The 21,519-nt window shown below is 42.4% G+C and carries 21 protein-coding genes; 15 read left to right on the forward strand and 6 right to left on the reverse strand.

The features are described from left to right. The first annotated feature begins 86 nt into the window (after nt 1-86). From GC098_RS36050 to GC098_RS36060, 3 genes are read left to right on the forward strand one after another with little or no spacing between them, the layout of a single operon-like run. Complete coding sequence (locus tag GC098_RS36050) at nt 87-3,200, forward strand: efflux RND transporter permease subunit (protein WP_171649152.1); 3,114 nt, start codon at nt 87-89, stop codon at nt 3,198-3,200. Nucleotides 3,201-3,212: 12 nt separating this feature from the next. Then, nucleotides 3,213-4,511: an efflux RND transporter periplasmic adaptor subunit gene (locus GC098_RS36055; RefSeq protein WP_171649153.1), complete on the forward strand. Its 1,299-nt coding sequence runs from the start codon at nt 3,213-3,215 to the stop codon at nt 4,509-4,511. A 36-nt stretch (nt 4,512-4,547) separates the two neighbouring features. Beyond that, nucleotides 4,548-6,260 (forward strand): hypothetical protein, encoded by a 1,713-nt coding sequence (locus tag GC098_RS36060; protein WP_171649154.1) that lies wholly within the window; start codon nt 4,548-4,550, stop codon nt 6,258-6,260. A gap of 59 nt (nt 6,261-6,319) precedes the next feature. Here the strand turns inward: GC098_RS36060 and GC098_RS36065 are convergent, their stop codons facing one another. Then, a complete protein-coding gene (locus GC098_RS36065; protein ID WP_171649155.1) occupies nt 6,320-7,219 on the reverse strand; it encodes an AraC family transcriptional regulator in 900 nt (299 codons plus the stop codon). A gap of 159 nt (nt 7,220-7,378) precedes the next feature. On the opposite strand from GC098_RS36065, the gene GC098_RS36070 reads away from it, so the two are divergent. Beyond that, nucleotides 7,379-8,221, forward strand: a complete 843-nt coding sequence (locus GC098_RS36070) for a sugar phosphate isomerase/epimerase family protein (RefSeq protein WP_171649156.1) — start codon at nt 7,379-7,381, stop codon at nt 8,219-8,221. 5 nt (nt 8,222-8,226) lie between these two features. Next, nucleotides 8,227-9,246 carry a Gfo/Idh/MocA family protein gene (locus GC098_RS36075; RefSeq protein ID WP_171649157.1) on the forward strand — a complete coding sequence of 340 codons (1,020 nt, stop codon included), beginning with the start codon at nt 8,227-8,229 and terminating at the stop codon, nt 9,244-9,246. A 244-nt stretch (nt 9,247-9,490) separates the two neighbouring features. On the opposite strand, the gene GC098_RS41035 is transcribed toward GC098_RS36075, so the two are convergent. Further along, complete coding sequence (locus tag GC098_RS41035; RefSeq protein ID WP_281367174.1) at nt 9,491-9,613, reverse strand: hypothetical protein; 123 nt, start codon at nt 9,611-9,613, stop codon at nt 9,491-9,493. 164 nt (nt 9,614-9,777) lie between these two features. Here GC098_RS41035 and GC098_RS36080 point away from each other — a divergent pair, with 164 nt between their 5' ends. Beyond that, entirely contained in the window at nt 9,778-11,145 is a 1,368-nt protein-coding gene (locus GC098_RS36080; RefSeq protein WP_171649158.1) for an MATE family efflux transporter, read from the forward strand. Nucleotides 11,146-11,322: 177 nt separating this feature from the next. Here GC098_RS36080 and GC098_RS36085 read toward each other — a convergent pair whose 3' ends face one another. Continuing rightward, nucleotides 11,323-12,087, reverse strand: coding sequence for a MerR family transcriptional regulator (locus GC098_RS36085; protein WP_171649159.1), 765 nt, complete (start codon nt 12,085-12,087; stop codon nt 11,323-11,325). A 147-nt stretch (nt 12,088-12,234) separates the two neighbouring features. Here GC098_RS36085 and GC098_RS36090 point away from each other — a divergent pair, with 147 nt between their 5' ends. Then, complete coding sequence (locus GC098_RS36090; protein WP_246359149.1) at nt 12,235-12,873, forward strand: LysE family transporter; 639 nt, start codon at nt 12,235-12,237, stop codon at nt 12,871-12,873. 2 nt (nt 12,874-12,875) lie between these two features. Here GC098_RS36090 and GC098_RS36095 read toward each other — a convergent pair whose 3' ends face one another. Next, entirely contained in the window at nt 12,876-14,273 is a 1,398-nt protein-coding gene (locus GC098_RS36095) for an amino acid permease (RefSeq protein ID WP_171649160.1), read from the reverse strand. A 76-nt stretch (nt 14,274-14,349) separates the two neighbouring features. Continuing rightward, on the reverse strand, nt 14,350-14,643 hold the full coding sequence (locus tag GC098_RS36100; RefSeq protein ID WP_171649161.1) for a Rieske (2Fe-2S) protein: 294 nt from the start codon (nt 14,641-14,643) through the stop codon (nt 14,350-14,352). Between the two features lie 90 nt (nt 14,644-14,733). Between GC098_RS36100 and GC098_RS36105 the strand changes: the two genes are divergently transcribed. The 5 genes from GC098_RS36105 (at nt 14,734) to GC098_RS36125 (ending at nt 18,665) form a co-directional block, all read left to right on the forward strand. Next, on the forward strand, nt 14,734-15,840 hold the full coding sequence (locus GC098_RS36105) for a threonine aldolase family protein (RefSeq protein ID WP_171649162.1): 1,107 nt from the start codon (nt 14,734-14,736) through the stop codon (nt 15,838-15,840). A gap of 79 nt (nt 15,841-15,919) precedes the next feature. Next, a complete protein-coding gene (locus GC098_RS36110) occupies nt 15,920-16,801 on the forward strand; it encodes an ATP-dependent DNA ligase (RefSeq protein WP_246359150.1) in 882 nt (293 codons plus the stop codon). Between the two features lie 92 nt (nt 16,802-16,893). Then, nucleotides 16,894-17,583 carry a metal-dependent hydrolase gene (locus GC098_RS36115; RefSeq protein ID WP_171649164.1) on the forward strand — a complete coding sequence of 230 codons (690 nt, stop codon included), beginning with the start codon at nt 16,894-16,896 and terminating at the stop codon, nt 17,581-17,583. Nucleotides 17,584-17,610: 27 nt separating this feature from the next. Next, on the forward strand, nt 17,611-17,919 hold the full coding sequence (locus GC098_RS36120) for a Dabb family protein (RefSeq protein ID WP_246359151.1): 309 nt from the start codon (nt 17,611-17,613) through the stop codon (nt 17,917-17,919). Nucleotides 17,920-17,942: 23 nt separating this feature from the next. Further along, on the forward strand, nt 17,943-18,665 hold the full coding sequence (locus tag GC098_RS36125; protein WP_171649165.1) for a metallophosphoesterase family protein: 723 nt from the start codon (nt 17,943-17,945) through the stop codon (nt 18,663-18,665). A 7-nt stretch (nt 18,666-18,672) separates the two neighbouring features. Here GC098_RS36125 and GC098_RS36130 read toward each other — a convergent pair whose 3' ends face one another. Continuing rightward, nucleotides 18,673-19,035 (reverse strand): helix-turn-helix domain-containing protein, encoded by a 363-nt coding sequence (locus GC098_RS36130; RefSeq protein ID WP_246359152.1) that lies wholly within the window; start codon nt 19,033-19,035, stop codon nt 18,673-18,675. A gap of 232 nt (nt 19,036-19,267) precedes the next feature. On the opposite strand from GC098_RS36130, the gene GC098_RS36135 reads away from it, so the two are divergent. The 3 genes from GC098_RS36135 to GC098_RS36145 all read left to right on the forward strand — a co-directional run bounded on the left by GC098_RS36135 (nt 19,268) and on the right by GC098_RS36145 (nt 21,460). Further along, on the forward strand, nt 19,268-19,483 hold the full coding sequence (locus GC098_RS36135; RefSeq protein ID WP_216625547.1) for a helix-turn-helix domain-containing protein: 216 nt from the start codon (nt 19,268-19,270) through the stop codon (nt 19,481-19,483). 222 nt (nt 19,484-19,705) lie between these two features. Beyond that, the gene (gene cdaS, locus GC098_RS36140) at nt 19,706-20,329 is read left to right on the forward strand and encodes a sporulation-specific diadenylate cyclase CdaS (RefSeq protein WP_171649167.1); all 624 of its coding nucleotides are present in this window, start codon (nt 19,706-19,708) and stop codon (nt 20,327-20,329) included. Nucleotides 20,330-20,536: 207 nt separating this feature from the next. Further along, nucleotides 20,537-21,460 carry a spermine/spermidine synthase domain-containing protein gene (locus GC098_RS36145; RefSeq protein ID WP_171649168.1) on the forward strand — a complete coding sequence of 308 codons (924 nt, stop codon included), beginning with the start codon at nt 20,537-20,539 and terminating at the stop codon, nt 21,458-21,460. Nucleotides 21,461-21,519: the final 59 nt, after the last annotated feature.

Raw genomic sequence — 21,519 nt, forward strand, 5'->3', positions numbered from 1 at the left:
TTATGCCAAGTTTTTTTGTTTGTTCATATTGGGTTCATATTCAGAATGTATCTTAAACGTAATCAGTTGATGAGGGGAGTACAGGAATGAATCGATTAACACAGTTTTCCATGAAGAATGTCTCGGCATTATTCATTATCATGATCATGCTTTTTGTAGGCGGATTTTATTCATCCACGCAGCTTAAAGTAGAGAACATGCCAAACGTTTCTTTTCCAGTAGTTGCTGTAACAACTACATACACAGGAGCGCCTAAGGATGTCATGGATGAGATTACGGCTCCGATTGAAGAAAAGCTAGCGAATATTGAAGACTTAGATTCCATGTCTTCAACTTCGAGTGATAATTTCTCCATGATTATCATTATGTTTAAGCAAAATGTAGATATTGATAAGAAAAAGCAGGCCGTTCAAGACATGCTGGCTGAAGTTTCCCTTCCAGCAACAGCAGGTGCGCCTAAAGCCTCCACATTCGGTGCGGCATCATTCCCTTCGAATTACTTAGTTGCTTATGCGAAAGATGGGGTAAGCCAAACAGAGCTCGACAAGTCTTTTAAAGATAAAATCAAGCCAGGTCTTGAAGGAATTAAAGGGATCGACCATATGGACGTTATTGGTGCCAGAAGTACATCGCTCGATATTGAGCTTGATGCTGCTGCGCTTGATGTATATGGATTATCACCGGCTCTAGTGAGCAATGCGATTAATTCCGCCGCGACGAAGAGCCCGATCGGTAGTGTAGAAATTAGCGGCAACAATAAGATGACTCGTGTCACTGGTAATTTATCAAGCTTGTACGAATTGGAAAAGGTCGAAATCACCACACCTAAAGGAGATATCGTAACATTAGATCAAGTCTCCAAGGTAAAGGCGATAACGGAATCTGATTTCAATGGTAGACTGGATGGCAAGCCAGCTATTGGTATGATTTTGTACAAAGCAGGCAGTGCAAATGCGGTTGATTTCTCAGGATCCATTGAGAAGCTAATTCATGAGTGGGAAACAACACTGCCCAACATTACGTTCAAAAATACTTATGATAGTGCAGATCAAATTAAAGAGTCCATTACAGGACTTGTACGTGAAGGAGTTGTAGGGGCGGTTTTGGCTTCCTTAATGATTCTCATTTTCTTGAGGAACATTCGGATGACACTCATTGTTCTCGTCTCGATTCCACTTTCCATTTTGATCACCTTATTATTAATGTCGCAGTTAAATTTAACGCTTAATACGATGACACTCGGTGGTATTTTTATCGCAGTAGGTCGCGTAGTTGATGATTCCATTGTTGTTATCGAGAACATATATGCTTCATTGGAAAAAGCGCAGGAACGTAAAGAATCCGTCATCGCCTTAGCGACAAAGCAAGTTTCGATGGCTATTACGTCCTCAACTCTGGCAACTGTAGGGGTTTTTGCTCCGCTTGCTTTGGTAACGGGTGTTGTTGGAGGTTTTTTTAGACCTTTTGCCTTAACGATTGCTTGCGCACTTTTGTCTTCCTTAATTGTAGCTTTAACGGTTATTCCAATGCTCGCTAAATTGCTCGTTCTTCGCAGTAAGCCGGGTAAAGGGCATCATGATGAATCAAAGCCAACTAAACTAACAACATTTTACGAAAAAGCATTGACGTGGAGTTTGAAAAATCGGATAAAAACATTGTTAATTTCAGGACTTATGCTTGTAGTCACAATTGCGGCGACGGTACCGTTTCTATCGGTTTCGTTCTTACCTAGCTCGAAGCCTGCGAAAACAATGTACTTCCAGATTAAAATGCCGTATGCGACTTCTTTTGAAGCTACAGATGCGAAAACGAAAGAAATTGAAACTGTTTTGCTAGATACGAAAGATTCTAATGGCGAGCCCGTTTTCAAATTCGTTGAAGCATTGGTAGGTTATGCAGGCAAAGATGACGAACGGACGCCGTATGCTTCACAGATTTTTGTCCAAGTGAATGATAAGGTCGATCCGAATCAAGTAAAAGACCAAATGAAAGCTTATATTCTCTCTGAACTGCCGAGCGGATCTGAAGTACAGCCTAAATCCATGGAAGGTGATTTCGGTGTTTCATCGACTGACTTTGCTTATACCCTGCAAGGGGAGGACCAGCTTCAATTAGAGAAAGCTGCCGGTTTGGTTAAAGAGAAGCTAAATACATTCACGGAGCTTAGTGAAATTGGGGATAACCTGAGTGATGCCAAAACAGAAGTCGAAATTGCTGTGGATCAGAAAAAAGCGAGAGCATATGGCTTAAGCCCATCGACTGTACGTGATACCGCACGTGCCTGGATTCAAAAGCAAAAATTAGGAGATATGAAATTCGATAATATTGTTTATACAACAACGGTATCGTTAGATAAATCGGACAAAGATACATTAGAGAAACTAGGTAATATCCCATTGACCGGATCGAATGGTTCAAAGGTTTTACTGAAGGAAGTAGCTAAGGTCAGTGAAACGAAAGGCGCTGCTTCGCTTGCACGTGAGGAACAGCAGCAGCTTGTGAAAGTAACAGCAAAAATCAATTCTGCAGATAAGACAGGTGTGAGCGCCAAAATCAGCGCTGCAATGAAAGATATCGAATTGCCTGAAGGCGTGACACCAAAAATAAGTGGTGTTTCGGATGACGTGAATGAAAGCTTCATGCAGTTGTTCGTCGCAATGGCTGCCGCCATATTCGTGGTTTACTTGATTATGGTATTGGCCTTTGGAAACGCAAGTGCGCCATTCGCCATCTTGTTCTCTCTACCGCTAGCTGTTATTGGGGGCCTTCTCGGACTTGTCATAGCAAGAGAGCCGTTAACCGTAACCTCTATGATTGGTTTCCTCATGCTTATTGGGATCGTAGTGACGAACGCGATTGTACTAATTGATCGTGCACAACAACTGCGTGAAGAAGGATACACGGTACGTCATGCTCTAATTGAAGCGGGGAAAGTAAGACTTCGTCCCATTATTATGACTGCTGGAGCTACAATTATGGCATTGGTACCTCTTGCGCTCGGTATTTCTGGAGAAGGCGGATTAATCGGTAAAGGACTGGGTGTAGTCGTTATCGGTGGTTTGATTACCTCTACGCTATTGACTCTAGTTGTCGTACCGATTGTGTACGAATTGATTGAAAGTATAAAGAACCGTATAGGTCGTATGTTCAATCGCAAAAAAGGAAACGAAAAAACAACAATAAGTACGTTAGAGGTATAAGGAGGCACATAGATGATTAACGATAGTTCGCGGAAACGTAAATTCAAATCCCGTTCGATGGGGGTGATCGTGTTATTGACCGCAGCAGCGGTCTTGGCGTCAGCCTGTTCAGCTCCAGGCGCAAAAGGGGCTGCAACGGTGCAGTTAGCACCAAAAGCGATTAAAACAGATGTCATAAAGAAGCAGAAAATTAGCAATCCAATCGAACAGGTTGCAGATGTAGCGGCAGGAACAACGCTTGATGTTGTATCGAAAGCCAATGGGGAAGTAACGGAAGTATTGAAAAAACGTGGAGAGTATGTTGAGAAGGGTGATGTCCTCTTCGTTATTGATAATAAAGATGCCTTATCTGCCAAAAGGAAAAGTGAGCTTTCTGTAAGAAGTGCCCAAGAATCCTTGCAGCAAGCAAAGGATAGTAAAGTTAATAACCGCAAGGACTTGGCGGACAATGTAACTAGATCGCAAACGGCACTCAAGAATGCTGAGCAAGAATATAACAAAGTTCGTAATGAATATGACGCAGGCATTGCCGTTCAGCATCAGGTGGATCAATCCAAACAAGCACTGGATAGCGCTCAGATGAATCTAGATGCTTCACAGAGTAAGCTTTCAGCTTTTGATAACTCGGATTCTATCTCTTCTATTCAAACGCAGGCTGAATCCGCAAGTCTATCTTTAGAAGATGCGACTCGCTCTTTAGAAAATTATCAAGTTAAAGCACCAGGTAACGGTGTTCTAACGGATTTCAATGTCGTGGTTGGGCAAACAGTAGCTGCCGCTGCAGGGAAAGTTGGGCAAGTCCAACAGATTGATCCGATCAAAATCAAAACCGAGCTTACGGAAACGAATTTCCTACTTGTTAAAGGAAAGCAAGAACTCATTTACTATAATCCGGATTCGCCTGATAAAAAAGGAACAGCTAAAATTAGCTACTTGGCACCTATTATGAGTACTGCGACAAAAACGTATACGTTAGAACTGGAAGTTCCAAATAGCGATCATCTGCTGCAGCCTGGGAATCGATTCATGGTACAGCTTACGACTGAAACGGAAGAACAAGTGATTGCTATTCCTACATTAAGCATCATTCGTGAAGAGTCAGATACCATCGTCTTTGTTCAGCAAGGTGACCAATATCAGAAACGGAAAGTGAAATTAGGACGCATTAACGGGGAGTATCAAGAAGTAATTGATGGCGTGAAAGACGGCGAGAAATTGGTTACTACCGGACAGAACACGCTGAAAGACGGACAAAAAGTAGACAGTGCTAGCGCACAGCCGCAACCGACAACAACACCAGCAGCCAAATAGACATCAGCGAAATTTCACAATAAGGAGAGTACTTACATGAAAAACAAACCATGGAAATCTAGTCTGACAGCAATCATGCTAGGAGCAATGATCGTACAAGGAGGCACGGCCGTATGGGCGGCCGACTCAACGACACCTGTAATCTCTGCACCTACTGTCAATTACGGATTGACACCTGATATACGTGCCGCGATTAAAAGTGCAGCCGTGACGCCAACTGCGTCAGGTTCACAACTTGCGGTTACTGTTCGCTTATATAACGGAGGCGCCGTACAGAATAGAGTTCCCGAACACGAGCTTCGTGTTCAAACCGCTAGTGGCGTTTCGTATACATTGAAACCAAGTGCGAGCAATAAAGAAGCTTTGCAGCCCAAAGAAATCGGCGAACTTGTATATATGACTACCGTTGATAGCAAGGAAATTGGTCAAATTGAGCAGTTATCTTTCGTCAATGTTGATATCTATTCTTATCCAAAGGTGGAAACTACGCTACTAGCTATGCCTACTAAATCTGTGTGGTATGGCGGTACGGGAAATACGGCTTTGCAGAGCCTCGAAAACTTAGCATGGGGTCAAGCATTCACTATACCAGGGGTTAATTCAGGACTGACGTATTCACCAGTCGAAGTTTCAATGCAAAATACGGCATCAGGCCGCGTGGCAGTTGTGTCGGTGTTGGCTAGTAATCCTGGAGCGGGGCGGGAAACGGTTCCTGCTTTCCGAATGGACGCACAGTCGGAGCAGAAGAGCTATGAAGGCAAACGTTCCGAAGTAGACCCGGTGACATTGGAGGCTGGCGAAAAGAAATACATTCATTTTGCGATTCCAGTTGAAAATGGTGTGACGTTGTCTAACCTTCTCGTTCTATCGACGGATTCATTTGTACCCAAAGGTGGAGGTCAAGCCACAACGCTAGCAACAGGTAAACTAGCTATCGCATGGCCGAAAGAGCAAGGGAATTCAGCTGCAGCGCCTTACACAATTGGTCAGCCGATCACATTTGATGCTTTGACCAAAGTTGTTGATAAGTCAACAGAAGTGTCGCTTATGGAGCTTCATCTCCATGAGAATCCAGGTGAAGGCTACCAAACGGCTGTAGCTAAGTTCAAATTAACGAATACGAGTACGACGCCTACAGCTACTCCTGCTTTCCTATCGGAATTGGTCAATGCACAGGGCGTTACTTACCAAGGTTCCCGTCAAACGAATGTAACGACGATGCTAAATCCTGGTTTAAGCTACGTGGTAAGCTACTCCTACATCGTGCCGCAAACCGAAGAGAGCACCACTTTCTCATTAAAGCTGCTTGATTCAGTGGCTGCTGCACCTTTTACAACAACGATTGCAGCGCTGCAAACGGATGTACAGAAGGAAGAAGCGGATTCTACCATTTCCTTATATCCATTTGATTTGACGTTCAATGATGTAACAGTGAGCACACAGACGACTGCTCAATTGACGTATACGTACAAGTTCCGGCTTGATTTGGACATTAAACAGAAAGAAAATGTCGTGGTTGACAACAACTTCTCGAAATTGAGATTTGAAATTGTTGATAACGCCGGACGTGTTGTCGGTTCTAAGGACGCTTCCTTCACAGGTGTAAATAAATTAATCAGTGGGAAACAATTGCTGGATGCTACGAATATTACAACGGATCAATTCAGCTATCCTTTCACGGTCAATGTGTATGAAACAATCGAAACGCAGAATGGAACAGCTAAACGCTTATTGAAAGTAATCAAATAGAAGCATCCAGTTGAATAAGAAAATAAGCACCCAATAAGGTGCTTATTTTCTGTTCAACGCTATAGACGAGCTTTAACGGACTTTGCATAGTCGGAAGGCGGCATGCCAACAGTTTTCTTGAAATCTCTTGAAAAATAGTGAATGCTGGCGTACCCCAACATGGCTGCAATCTCTGTAAAATTATATCGGCCATCTCTGATAAAAGTTTTGGCTTGTTCAATTTTGAGGGACTTGAAGGCTTCCAAGACGCCGGTCTGCATCTGGGATTGGAAAAGCTCTTTTAATCGACTTTTACCCAAGTGAAACGTTTGGCATAAATGGTCTTGCGTGAAGGATTGAGAGAGATTGGCTTTCAAATAGTCCATGATTTGCTGAACGATTCGTTGTTCGGCTTTTTCTTTTTGAAGGGATGATTGTTTGTATTTCATAGAATCTGGAGTGGAAGCCTGCTCTTGATTCCGAATGAGTGTGATTAACAAAACCTCTAAATAGGATTTGATCATTTGTTCGCTGGCAAAAGGGGCATGCGGGTTTCTTTCCAGGTGATGAACGGTCGGTTTGTCAAAAGGGGGCAGGAACGCCTGAAACCCTTCTTGGATAATGAGGGATAGGATATTTCTTTCCCGGTCTCCTAATGCCAGAATCTTTTTCTCGAAAATAGTCATGGCAGGAGACGTGCATTCGAAGCATATGACAATAAGGTTTGGCGGTGTATGCTCGTGCTTAACGCTAACCGTATGGAATTCCTCTGGTTTATGAAAGATCATATTTCCTTGATGTAGGGTATGAATGTGATCATCGGCTCGAACTTCAACTTCCCCTTTGTCCACGTAAAGAATTTCCCAGAAGTCATGTTGTTCTCCGTCAAATACAAATCCCTTTGCATACTCGAAATAATGAAAAGAAAAGAGGGTTTGAATGGTAAGTGATTCCTGTAGTTGTATACTTGGGAAATCCATGCTGCTCGTCCTCTCTTAGGGTGGTTCTTGTTCCAAAGTCATTTTTAATCTCATTTTACCATATCCGTTTTTACAAAAGTGCAAATAAATCGGCTTTTTGGATAAATCTTATCGAGCGTGGCTCTTTTATAATAAAGGGAAGAGACGGAGGAGATAACAATGAAAAAAGGGATTAATATTTGGTCATTTCCAGGCTCCATGAAGGTAGAGCAATGTATCACAGTAGCCAAGGATGCTGGATTCGACGGTATCGAACTGGCTTTGAACGAGACAGGCCAATTAAGTTTGGAAAGCAATGAAAGCGAAATCAAGGAATACCGTAAAATTGCAGAAGATCAGGGCATTGCGCTCTCGAGTTTAGCCAGTGGATTATACTGGTCATATTCTTTAACAAGCGGACATGCACAAACGCGTCAGAAAGCGAAAGATATCGTTAAGAAACAGTTGGAGAGCGCTGCTATTCTGGGCGTAGATACAATTCTGGTTGTGCCAGGTGCTGTTGGCGTTGATTTCATTCCTGATTCTGAAGTGGTTCCATATGATCAAGCCTATGACTTCGCATTGGAAGGCATAAGTGAGCTTTCCGGTGTTGCCCAATCATTGAAGGTTTCCATTGGTATAGAAAATGTATGGAACAAGTTTCTACTTTCGCCGCTTGAAATGAGGGATTTTATCGATAAAGTTAATTCCCCTTATGTAGGTTCTTATTTTGACGTAGGAAATGTCCTGTACAGCGGTTATCCGGAGCATTGGATTTCCATTTTAAATAAACGTATCAAAAAAGTGCATTTCAAAGATTACCGCCGCGCCGCAGGAGGTTTGCATGGTTTTGTTGATCTTCTAGCCGGTGATGTTAATTATCCAGAAGTTATGAAAGCTCTACAAACAATCGGGTATGACGATTATGTCATCGCGGAAATGATTCCGGGCTATACACATCATGGTGAACAGATTATTTATAATACATCGGGTGCTATGGACGCCATCTTAGGGAGGAAGTAATCAACATGCTAAGAATCGGATTAATTGGATTAGGCTTTATGGGTAGGACTCATTTGGAGAATTATGTTCGTCTGGAGTCAGAAGGAGTTCCCATTCAAGTTGTGGCTTTGTGCGATATTGACAATGAGAAGCTCGAAGGTCGCGCGGCTGCAGGCAACATCGATACGGGTTCATCTGGCATTGACTTCGGTCGCTACAATAAATATACAAGTGTGACCGAAATGCTTGAGAAGGAACAGTTAGATTACGTGGATATTGCACTGCCTACTTTTCTACACAGAGACATAGCGGTTCAATGTTTGAATCATGGTCTTCATGTTTTGTGTGAAAAACCGATGGCGCTGAACGCTGCGGAATGTAAAGATATGATTCAGGCAGCCGAAGCGAATGGAAAGCAGCTGATGATAGGTCAATGCTTAAGATTCTGGCCGGCCTATGTATACCTGAAGCAGGTGGTTGAAGAGAACACGTTTGGTCAGGCACTTGGTGGTTATTTCTACCGCGGGGGAGCAACTCCGACTTGGGGACCATGGCTTATTGAGAAGGAGAAAAGCGGCGGAGCCTTGCTAGATATGCATGTTCATGACATTGATATGATTAATTGGTTGTTCGGTAAGCCTGAATCCGTATCATGTTTGGCACGAAATGTCGTTCCCGGTAGCGGATATGATGTGGTTTCTGCCAACTATCTGTATGAAGATGGCAAAGTCATCAATGCTCAAGCTGATTGGACTCTTGAAGGAGACTATGGCTTCGATATGCAGTTCCGAGTTAATTTTGAAAAAGGCAATGTCGTTTTCAAAGATAATTCCTTACAAGTAAATGTGAATGAAGGAACAGGCTTCAGTCCGGAACTATCCCCGGAAATGGGCTACTATAACGAGCTTAAATATTTTATTGAGACGTTACTTTCAGGTGAAAGCATTTCAATTGCGACTCCATCCAGTACAATGGACAGCATTGAAATTGCTGTGGCTGAAATCGAATCTGCGGACAACCGTGGTGCATGGGTTAGCGTTAAATAGCTTGGAGTGTATGAAAAACCTTGGAAATCATTATGATTTCCAAGGTTTTTTTGTTAACATTTAAGAATTTATATGTTAATTATTCGGGCGCTCCAGATTAAGCGCGTTTTCTGAGCTTAATCGGCATATGATGCACGGGATGAACTGCTGAGAAGTCGATTTCCGACTTCTCGGACTCTATGGGCGAGCTTCGGCTCGCAGAGCTCTCGCTGTAAGCGCGGTTTGGCGCTTATTTGTAAGTTTATTATTTGCCTGGATGTTTATTTGCATCATCAATGCCATTATTGCTACTATTATTGTTTTTGTTGTCTTCACTTGCTTTTTGACCTTTTTGTTTATTGTTTTGATTTTTTTGTTGGTTCGACATTAGCCCACGTCCTTTGATTGTATTTTAAAACCTTCATTATTGTGAGCAGTCCAACGCTTCTTATTCATTGATTTTAAAATGGGAGTAAGTAGCATTTGACTGCAATCGCTTACGTATCCTAAACTAATAGCATTTGAATGGAGAAAGTGTAGGGATTGAAAGACATGGAATCGGTAGCATCTTGGAAAAAGCTTGGTCTATTCGCGGTCACATGGCCAATATTCGTTGATTCCGTCCTGCGGATGATGCTGGGCACGGCTGATGTATTTATGCTCAGTCTGATCTCGGATCAAGTGACTGGAGCAGTCGGCTTAGCAAATGAAATCATCGTTTTCTGCATTATGATGTTTGGCTTCGTTGGGATTGGAACGAGTGTAGCAGTCGCACAAAATCTTGGTGCCGGTAGGGCGAAAGAAGCCAGCCGCATATCAGCTCTCGCGATTACGATAAATTTGATCTTTGGAATTATGATTAGCATTTTATTGGTTGTATTTGGTGAATCGCTGATGCGGCTAATGAATTTGGCGCCGGAGCAGATTGAGATCGCCAAAAGGTATTTAAATATCATTGGTGCTTTTATATGGATTGAGGCGTTGTCCTACGCGATTTCATCTGTGCTTCGTTCCAACGGTCAAACGAGAGATGTCATGTTTGTTACGTTGGGAGTGAACCTGATCCATGTAGCCGGTAACAGCCTTCTTATCTTTGGTAACCTAGGTTTTCCCGAGTGGGGAGTAACTGGAGCTGCGGTATCCACTGTGGTAAGCCGTCTCATTGGGCTTATTGTTCTGATTGTTATCTTATATCGCCGTATTCCTGTACCGATTCGTCTGAAGCACTATGTCACATTCGATAGCCGTATTGTGAAGCAAATCATGAGCATTGGCATACCGTCTGCCGGCGAGCACCTGTCTTGGCAGTCTCAGCATATGATGATCGTCAGTTTTATTAATATCATCGGTCAAGCGGCGTTGAGTACGCATATCTACATGATGAATATAACCAACTATTTTATGGCGCTGGCCATGGCAATAGGAATGGGGACCGAAATCATTGTGGGTCATATGGTAGGTGCTGGGGCATTCAAGGCAGCCTATCATAAGTTAATTCGCAGCTTACGGATTAGTCTTCTTGTGACCTTTGTAGTTGTGGGAATTGCTTCTATTTTCCGCAAGGATCTGATAGGGCTATTCACGGACAATCCGGAAATTATTGCGATGGGTTCTAGTATTTTAATACTCTCCGTTATCTTAGAGCCTGGTCGGACATTTAATCTAGTTGTCATTAACTCCCTTCGTGCTGCTGGAGATGCGAGATTTCCTGTGTTCATGGGGATTCTATCCATGTGGGGGATCGCAGTGCCGCTTGCATATTGGCTTGGCATTGTGATGAAAATGGGCTTGCTTGGTGTGTGGGTCGCATTTGCGGTAGATGAATGGGTGAGAGGTCTGCTCATGTATCTACGGTGGAAGAGTCGTGTATGGCAAAGTAAGGCACTCGTGAAGCCAAATGTAGGAACAGTCGCCAAGTAGAAAGCGAAAATAATGTAAAGAAGCACAGGACCCGTGAGGGTTCTGTGCTTCTTTCGTTGGAGTGACATGGGCGTAGCAGCTGGCGACTGGTACAATCCTAGTATATTCAGTTTCTTGTAAAAGAATTGGACGTTTAACTGATATAGTAGAAATAATGCTAGTGTCCCGTTCCAAAGATTATTTCTTGAAGCCTGTATAAATGTAGATGGCATCTCTCAGAAACTCGGCCGTACCGGGCTGTTTTTCATCATAGTAAGCCTTAAACCGTTCGTCATCCACATACATTTGGGCTAGACCAGCATGCGCTTCTTTACTATATTCGTTCCAATAATAGCTTAGCCACTGCTTATGCAAACCCGCGGCGGCTTGAGCCATATCACTGGCAGGATCCCCATGTTCGAAAGCTTCCGCCAATGCAGCAATGACTTCACTTTCCAATCGTGTTACCTCGTCATTCTGTTCTTGTGTCATGTTTTTGATTTTTTGGTTGGACTTATCTACGGTATCATCGCCATACTTCTCGCGGATTTCTTTCCCGTATTTATCCTCGTTTTCATCGATCATCTTTTGCTTGAAGCCTTCAAATTTCTCGATATCTGTCATGGTTATTCTCCCTTCGGTAAAAGCAATTGTTTTTTCAACATTTGCAATCAGGACATCTAATTGTTTTCTTTTGTCAAGGAGTTGTTCATGGTGTTCTTTCAGGGCATTGGCTCCATTAAAGGAAGGGGCAGTCACAATTTCTTTAATACTGTCCAGACTGACGCCTAGTTCTCTGTAGAACAGAATTTGTTGTAACCTGTCTACTTCCGCTTGACCATAGATTCGGTATCCAGACGAATTGATTCTTGCCGGCTTAAGAAGGTCAATTTCATCATAATATCGAAGCGTTCTGGTGCTGACCCCAGCCAATTTACCCAGATGCTGCACGGTATATTCCATCTGTTCACCTCCTGACAACATAACTGTACAGCTTTACGTAGCGTGAATGTCAAATGCTTTTTTGAAATTTATTTCTGCTGGTAATACAAGCCATATTCTAGGAATAGGATGATACAGGCCTTGAAGCATGTACATACAAACCAATGAATGGGTGAGAAAATGTATACGATTCTTAGTTTTTTTCTCTTGGGATTATCGTTGTCGGCACCTATTGGTCCCATAAATGCAGCCATGCTCGACAAAGGGATTAAGCAAGGTTTTCTTCATGCTTGGGTAGTAGGAGTTGGAGCGATGATTGCCGATGCGCTGTTAATGATACTCATTTATTTCGGACTTGTTCATTTTCTGACAACACCTTTTATGAAAACGTTCCTCTGGTTATTTGGTTGTTTCATTTTGCTCTACTCGGGTGTCGAAAGTTTGATTGGTGCAAGGAAAATAAAGGGAGAGGGTTATAGGAACGTAGAGAAGCTAACGAAATCGGTTTTCTCCGGTTTTATCATGGCTATTACGAGTCCTTTATCCATCCTCTTTTGGCTTGGTATCTATGGGTCGGTTTTAGCAGAAACGATCGCGGAATTCGATAGAAATCATGTATTATTATATACGGGAGCGTTGTTCTCAGGGATTTGTTTGTGGGATGCTTTTATGGCGTCGTTAGCCAGTACATTTCGAAGATTTCTCACTTCACGCTCCCTATCGGTCATATCCATCGCATCAGGACTATCCCTGATCGTCTTTGGGTTGCATTTTGGGATAAAAGCCTTCGAGGCCCTCTTTGGATAACGCTAGGTCGCTCCTTCGCGATTATCAGGTTTGGGCTTTGGCAGCTCCATAGCATTGTAAGATGCTTCGTGGGCATTCTTATTCCATTTGATTCGCATGCCCAAAGTAAGCAAGCCTATGATCCCGACAAAAAGGAGACTAATCCAGAATCCGGGTCGGCTCGTTTCATGAAAGATTGTACCCGTGATAGCTGTAAGGATTAAAACCATGCCCAGATATCGTTTGATCTTTCCCCATTTGGTTAACTGTAATAAACGACCAGATGATAGCAGGATGAAGAGCCAGTTCAAGAGCAGCATAATCCCGGCGGCTGTTGTTACATATTCAAAGAGCTCATCTGGCAGCAAGAGTGCCATCAGCACAGCTACAGTTATACCCCCACTCGTAAAACCGATGGCGAATAGAGGCATCTGCCTTTTCCCTGTTGTTGTTCTGGCAAATATCGAGGGGGCATCGTGATCTTGGGCTAACGTAATAAGGATCGTTGTCACCGCAAATAAAGAAGCAACCATCGTAGAAAATCCAGCAATAATGAGGATCGCGTTAAACGCATGTGGGACAAAAGGTAGATTATAACTTCCCAAAGCAACCTGAAACGGGCTTTCCTTTCCTTGTAAGGCATTCAAGGGGATCAAGGTTAATGCAAGAATAAGAGATGCGACATAGATCGTCGTTAAAAGTAGAATCATGATGTTCCCTGCTTTAGGTGCCTCTTCGGGCCGCTTCAATCGTGTTGCCATTAAGCCCATAATTTCAATACCGCCAAAGGCGTAAAAAGCATAAATAAAAGAGGACCAAGAGCCCATTAACCCAGCTGGCAAAAAGGTTTCTTTGGCCGCCGGGAATCTCGGTTGATGAGCTCCCCCCGTGATAAATCCTAGGACTGCGGCGCTTGCAATAAGGAGAAACATAACGATGGCGGATACTTTGATAATGGCAAAAATATGTTCTGTGCGCTCGAATGCTTTTGTCCCGAGTAAGATAACACCCAGTCCAATCAAGGCGTACACTGTTGCGAAAATCCACATAGGTACCGCTGGAAACCAGAATCGAGTAAAGAGGGACAAAGCTGTTAATTGACTCCCCATAATTAAAAGCTCTGAGCTCCAATAGACCCATCCGCTGCTGAAGCCTGCCCAGCGTCCAAATGCTTTCTTGGCATATGCCCTAAAAGATCCTTGCTGCGGATCCGCTCCCGTCATTCGGGCCAAAACATCAAAGACGATATAAGTGCCTAAGGCTGCGAGAAGGAACATGAAGATGACGGATCCACCGCCCATTTTGATACCAATCCCAGAGCCTAAGAAGTAACCCGTACCAATCGTGCAGGCAACGCCAAGCAAGGACAGCTGCCACCACTTCATAGTTCCGGACTTATCACTCTTTGCTTTTGTGGACATATAGCCTCCTAATGCTGTTCGTCTAGAAATTACAGCTGTTAGTATAGCTTGTCCATTGGTAAAATATACTTAGAGATCAACCCATCTGAACTAATAGAGTGCCGTCTCTTAGTATGACTTCATACGAGTGGAGTCTAGCACCTGGAACATTATGGCAACGACCAGTATGTACTTCAAACGTCCATCCATGCAGCGGACACACGAGCTCTCCATCTTCAAGGTCAACGGTGTAACCGGCATGAGGGCAAACACTAGACAGTAGGGTATAAATACCTTCCATTTCCGTAAGGAAGTACAGGTTATCCTCTACTTGAACCTCTGCCGGAAATGATGTGAATTGATCCTTTGTTCCGATTATGAATTCTTTCATCGTTATTCTCCTTTTCAACCAGGTTAGTTTGATTATAAGTCACGGCTGTTGTTTCACCAAGTGAAAAAATGACAATGGAGGATCAAACAAATGAGCAAGAATAACCCATTATTAGAAGCGTTTAATAATGCTATTTATCCAGTAGGCAGTCATAGTAAAAGAAACATTCAGGTTTTGAAAGAGGTATTGAATGATAGTGATGGGAATCTGGACAGTGATGTTTATGGTTCAGGTAAACTTATCGAAAATTTTCAAGAAGAAATGGCTGCTTTCTTGGGTAAAGAAACAGCCGTATTTTTCCCTAGTGGGACCATGGCACAACAAATTGCCTTAAGAATCTGGTGTGACAGCAAAGGTAGTAAGAAAGTGGCTTATCATCCGCTGAGTCACTTGGAAATACATGAAGAAGATGGCTTAAAGGAATTGCATCATATTGAAACTATTTTGCTTGGGGATAAGGACAGATTGATCCGACTGGAAGATGTTCTTCAGATGAAGGACGATATAGCTTGCCTATTGATAGAACTACCTCAACGTGAAATTGGCGGACAGTTGCCGGACTACGAGGAGCTTGTTGCCATTTGTACTTATTGTCGTGAAAAAGGGATTAAACTGCATCTAGACGGAGCTAGATTGTACGAAATCCTACCTTATTATCAAAGAACAGCAGCAGAAATTTGTGAGCTGTTTGATAGTGTATATATTTCTTTTTACAAAGGGATTGGCGGGATCGCAGGAGCCATACTTGCAGGTAATGAAGCTTTTACAAAAGAGTCTAAAGTATGGAAAAGACGATACGGAGGCGATTTAATTAGCCTTTATCCGTATATCTTAAGTAGCAGCTATTATTTCAAACGGAGATTGCCTAAAATGAATCAGTATTATCAAGAAGCCAAAGTGCTTGCTGAATACTATAATCAATGCCATGGCGTTGTAACAAAACCGTTAGAACCTGTGACTAACATGTTTCATGTGCATGTTGATCTGCCGAAAGAGAAGCTTGAACCTATATTAGTAGACTTATATGAGGAGACGGGTGTGGGCTTAACCCACTATGTAAGAGAGAGCAGCGAGACAACTTGTTGTTATGAAGTAAATATCGGTGATCGCTTTGCGAATATACCCAAAGATGAGCTTACGAAAGCATTCCAGAGGCTGGATGCGAAAATGAGAGAAGCAATCGGTGTGAGCGGCTGAAAGCTGTTTAGATCGGATACGAAAGTGCCACACTGATGTTATGGGGTGGTTAGAAATGCTCTTTGAGCCAATAAAACCAATGATTGTCAGTATCGGTAAAGAAGCTTTTGATGACGAGAATTATATATTTGAACCCAAATGGGACGGATGGCGAATCCTCATACATAAGCAGGGGAATCGCATTGAAGCTTTTACACGGAACGGTATGTTGATTTCCAGTAAATTTCCCGAATTAAAGGAAGCAGCATCGGCAATCAAGGCTCATACGGCGATTTTTGACTGTGAGGGCATTGTTTTACGTGGTGGCAGACCGGTATTTGATGATTTTTCTTATCGTGGCCGGTTGAGTAATTCAGTAAGGATTAATCGCGCTGTAAACACGCATCCCGTAACATTTGTTGTATTTGATGTCCTTTACACAGATAGAGATCATTTGGCTGAATCGTTGACACAGCGAAAACAGCGGCTTGGCGACATCGTCGATTCTACCCCGGTTATCATGCCAACCATGTTCGTAGGAGGTCAAGGTAAGGCGCTATTTGAGTTAATGAAAGAACGAAATATGGAAGGCATTGTAGCGAAGCGAAAGAATTCCAAATACCAACTGGATACCAAGAGTGACGATTGGCTGAAAATCAAATATTTTAAAACGATTGACGTTGTTATTTTGGGGTACAGAACGAATCCATTTGGCCTTGTAATCGGCTTGAATTTCAGAACGGTGAAGAATAAGCCAGTTGGAGTGGTTGAGTTTGGTTTTATGCAAGAAGATAAGCAAATGTTTTTAATGTTAGCTAAGCAATTGAACACGTTCATGGAAGACAAAACGCAGTGGATCGAACCACGCTTGTGCTGCCGGATTGAATATTTGGAGCGAACCGACATGCATCAATTAAGGACTACGGTGTTTCGTGGTTTTTTGCCGGATAAGAAGCCTGAAGCGTGTATTTGGGAATCTTAAAGAAGCAAGTGGTAAAAAAAGTATGCTAAAATAGGCTCAGGCCCAACCAAGAACTCTTCATTGAAATCAGCTAAATAAAAAGGAGCGATTTTATGAACATTATTTTTCATGGACAAAGCTGTGTTGAGATTCGATTAAAGGAGCATACGCTCATCATTGATCCCTTCTTGAACCATAACCCTCTAGCCACTGCAAAATCGGAAGATATTAAGGCCGATTACATACTCGTCACACATGGTCATGCTGATCATTTAGGTGATTCACTAGAGATTGCAAAGCGCAACGAAGCCACGATTATTGCACCCAATGATTTGGGGAGGTACTTGTCTTTCCAAGGGGCAAAAACCCACGGAATGGGGATCGGCGGAGAATATCAGTTTCCCTTTGGCAAAGTGAAAATGACACTGGCGCTGCACGATTCTTCTTATAACCCTCCCGGAACCAAAGAAAATATTTATACAGGGATGGCTAGTGGTTTCCTCCTTACAGTAGAGGGGAAAACGATATACCATGCAGGGGACACGGGTCTTTTTGGAGATATGCAATTGCTGGGCAAATTAAATACAATCGATCTTGCCTTCCTTCCAATTGGTGACAACTATACCATGGGCCCCCGCGACGCTGTTATCGCTGCACAATTTTTACAAGCAAAAATGGTCGTTCCCATGCACTACAACACATTTCCTCTCATTAAGCAGGATCCGAAGGCTTTTGTTGAGAGTTTGGCTACTGAGGGAATTAAGGGTGTTGTCGTAGAACCTGGTCAAAGTCTATCATTCTAAAATAAACATAAAGGAGGCTTTTTAGCCATGATGTTTGAGCACCTGGTTTCGTTCAGATTTAATGAGAATTTAGATCCACAGAAGGAAAAGGAATTGCTTGAAACCTTATTGTCTTTTAAAAATAAGATCCCTGGGATCGTCGATTTATCAGCAGGCGTAAATGTGACAGAAGAAACAGATAATGTGCAAGGATACACGTTAGGGCTTCGTGTGACTTTTGAAGATCAAGAATCTCTGCGACAATACGGACCACACCCTGCGCACCAGCAATTCGTGAAATCATTAGAGGGAATTATTGAGAATGTTATTGTGATTGACTACCCAATCGTGAAGTGAGTGATAAACAGGGGGAAAACCGAGTGAAATTAGCCTTTATTTCGGATATACATGGGAATTCAATCGCACTGGAAGCCGTTCTGCAGGATATAAGGAAGAATAAGATTGACCGCGTTTATGTACTTGGTGATCTTTGCTACCGAGGACCGGATCCCAAACGATCACTTGCATTGGTCCGATCCTTACATACGCAGGTCATTAAAGGAAACGCAGATGAATGGGTTGTGCGCGGTATAAATCAAGGGGAAGTTCCGGAGCAGGTCATTGAGATGATGAGGATGGAACGGGAGTGGACGGCTGCGCAATTGGACGGGCAGGATATCGAATATTTGGCGAGTCTGCCCACTGAAATGAAGCTTGAGATAGAAGGTATCGCAATTCATGCGTTCCATGCGACGCCAGATAGCTTGTTCGAAATAGTTCTTCCAGGTGCTGGCGATGAGGTGCTAAAGTCGAAGTTAATGTCCGCATCGGATGCGGATATATTCATTTATGCTCATATCCACAGGCCATTTATCCGTTATATGGAAGGTAAAATACTATTGAATATCGGAAGTGTAGGTCTGCCTTTTGACGGTATGCCAAAGGCTGCTTATGCCATTGTAGAAATTGAAGATGGACAAATTCGAACCTCGATTGAACGTGTTCCGTATCGGATTGAAGACGTGGTTAAGCAATATGAAGAAGTTCAGTACCCGAACACAGAAATGATGACAAGAATTGTTCGAAACGGTCTTGTGAAATAAGAAAGAATCATTGACCGTCGGATGTATTCGTTTGACGGTCTTTCCAAAATAAGACGGTCAGCATGCGCTCGACCCATTCTTTATCTTCAGCCGTAAGTACAAAACCATCAAACATAAGCTCATTCTCACGGAGAAAACGTCGCAAATTAACGGGATTATTTTGATATTGCTGTTCAGACGGAGAGGACTCCAGATATCCAGCGATATCCATCAGTTCGGAATAGGAAGTGTTAAGCCCTTCTGACAGCTTCATTAATACTTCCGGTGAAGGTATGCCGCGATTCCCGTTCTCTAGTTGGGAAATATAAGCTGCTGAGACTCCTGAACGGTCGGCAAGCTCGCGGATGGTGAAGCCTTTTAATTTGCGCATATCTTTTAATTTATCGTAGAAATACATAGACTCTCACTCACCCCCACTAACAAAAGTAAACATTAGTAAACGATATAATAGTAGCAGTTTACTAATGTAATTACAATTGGAGCAACGGATAAAATTGATCCACATTTGGTTACTTATGTAAACAAAAATGGTTGCATAAGTAAAATCTCGATGGTATAATGTTTGTGAGGGGAACAAAATGAGAACGGGGGTCTATGGCAGAATGAATATCAAGATCTTGGCGAAGACCGATGTTTTTATTAAAGCGAGAGTCATTAAAGGTTACTCCCAGAGAGAGTTGGCGAAGCACTCGGGTTTAAGCCATGCATATATCAGTCTGCTTGAACGATCTATTAAATCAGTGGGCCCATCCACAGCTAAGAAATTGAGTGATTTGCTAGATAAGGATTTGGAAGAATTGTTTCTGATTGAGATGTAGTGTTGTTTATATGAAATGGTAATGAAGAAAAATAAATGTAAACTAAGACCCGCAGCAGGTTGCTGTGGGTCCTCTTTTTTTAGGATTGTTTCCGATCTAAGCAGGTTACGATTACATTTAAAGTAATACATATAAGGAAGAATGTACATATTAATTCATAGGTATACGGAAGGTTGATTAACGTTTTCGTGAATATAATAATGAAGTTTTGAGGTGTAACGAGTGCAGCAAGAAATTTGTGACATATCCCCGATGAAAGAACAGTTGAAGCAACAACTACGCCACATTTCCGCTGAAATAGAGTGCAGCCTGGATACCTTAGATAATGTTGAAAATAACTGTCTTTTAAGTCGATTTGACGACATTCGCGAAGCCTTCAAACAAGTCGAATCCATAGCTGCTTCCTTTTATTTGCAATGTTATTTATCCTCATTCACATCCCATTATTTAGACTTGTCCATTTGCATTCAGCATCTGTCGGAACGTAGGCATGGTGCTTTAATCGTAATCCAGAGGAACGATCTGCTGGATATGTTTATGCACTCTGGCATTAGGTTAGAAGCAACGCTGACTTACTCGTTATTGGAAGCGATCTTTTACCCTGGCAATCCGCTGCATGATGGAGCCCTATTGATTCAATCCGATCGAATCGTTTCGGCTGCGAATGTTTTGCCAGTATCTAATATAGCGGTTGACAAAAAACTGGGGACAAGACACCGTGCCGCGATAGGCTTGACAGAGCGAACCGATGCTCTTGTACTCGTCGTTTCAGAGGAAACCGGCAATGCATCCTTTGCCTATAAGGGAATCCTGCACCCCATTAATTCTTTGGACCCAATGATCTAGCCGATAACAGCCCGATAGATTCAAATCACTCTTTTCTGATAAAAAAACTGCCCCACTGTCCAGTCATAGGCAATTCGAGGAGAACCGCAGCCCACACTTTCTCGAAAATGATGGAATATCATAATTTTAATTTGTTTGGAAAATAGGAGATTGTAATTATTATGTGAGGTGAAATCATTGCAAAAAATGACAAAGACTCCAAGTAGGATGAAAAAGTTGATACCTAAAAAACCAAACTCTAATCAAATGCGGGGGGATATATGGGATCAATACACACTAAAGCATTTATTGCAAAGGAAACCTAAAATCATATATAAAGGTAAAAGTCGTTATCAAAATATAGTCTTGCTCGAAGCCAGAGATGTACGGATGTATCTGGATAAGCAGCTGCAATTCAGTTCATTGGATGAACGCTTTTATCACGAGGCACTTGTTCACCCGGCAATGACGATGTCGCCTAGTCGCCGAAATGTTTTGATATTAGGCGGTGGCGATGGATTCGCAGTACGAGAAGTGCTTAAATACAAGGATGTAAAAACGGTTGATCTGGTTGAGTTGGATCCGAAAATCATCAATATGGCCAAAAGAAAGCCCATATCTACATTAAATCATCGTTCATTATTTGATAAACGTGTAAAGGTTCATAAAATGGATGCAAAATTATTTTTCCCTACGTCCAAATCCTATCAGGTGATTATCGTTGATTTTCCCGATCCATCAGACAAAGTGATTAGTAAGTTGTACACAAAAGAATTTCTTCAACGTGTAGTAAAATCGCTTGCTCCAGGCGGTATCGTTGTCATCCAATCCAATTCCACAGAAGATATGCCGCGAGTATATTGGAGCATTCATCATACGTTGAAAAGCATAGGTATGAAGACGAAAAGCTACAATGTTTATGTCCCTTCTTTCGGAGATTGGGGCTTCCAGATCGCTTCATTTAAAAACTTTATCCCAGGTAGAAAGAAAGTTCCTGTCCCCAACCAAACACTCCCCAAAAACCTTTCAACATTGTTCAAATTGCCGGCAGAAGTTCTTGAATCAAGGAATCAAGCCCTACCAAATAGCTTGAAAAATCTGAGGTTATTTAAATATTATCATCTTGATCAAAAAGTATCCGTAGGGCGCTAAGGAAAAGATAGAGGGCTATGGGATAGTCCTCTTTTGTCTTGCTGTTTTTAATATATGAA

This window comes from Paenibacillus phytorum (assembly GCF_013141715.1).
In the GTDB taxonomy this organism is placed as follows: domain Bacteria; phylum Bacillota; class Bacilli; order Paenibacillales; family NBRC-103111; genus Paenibacillus_E; species Paenibacillus_E phytorum.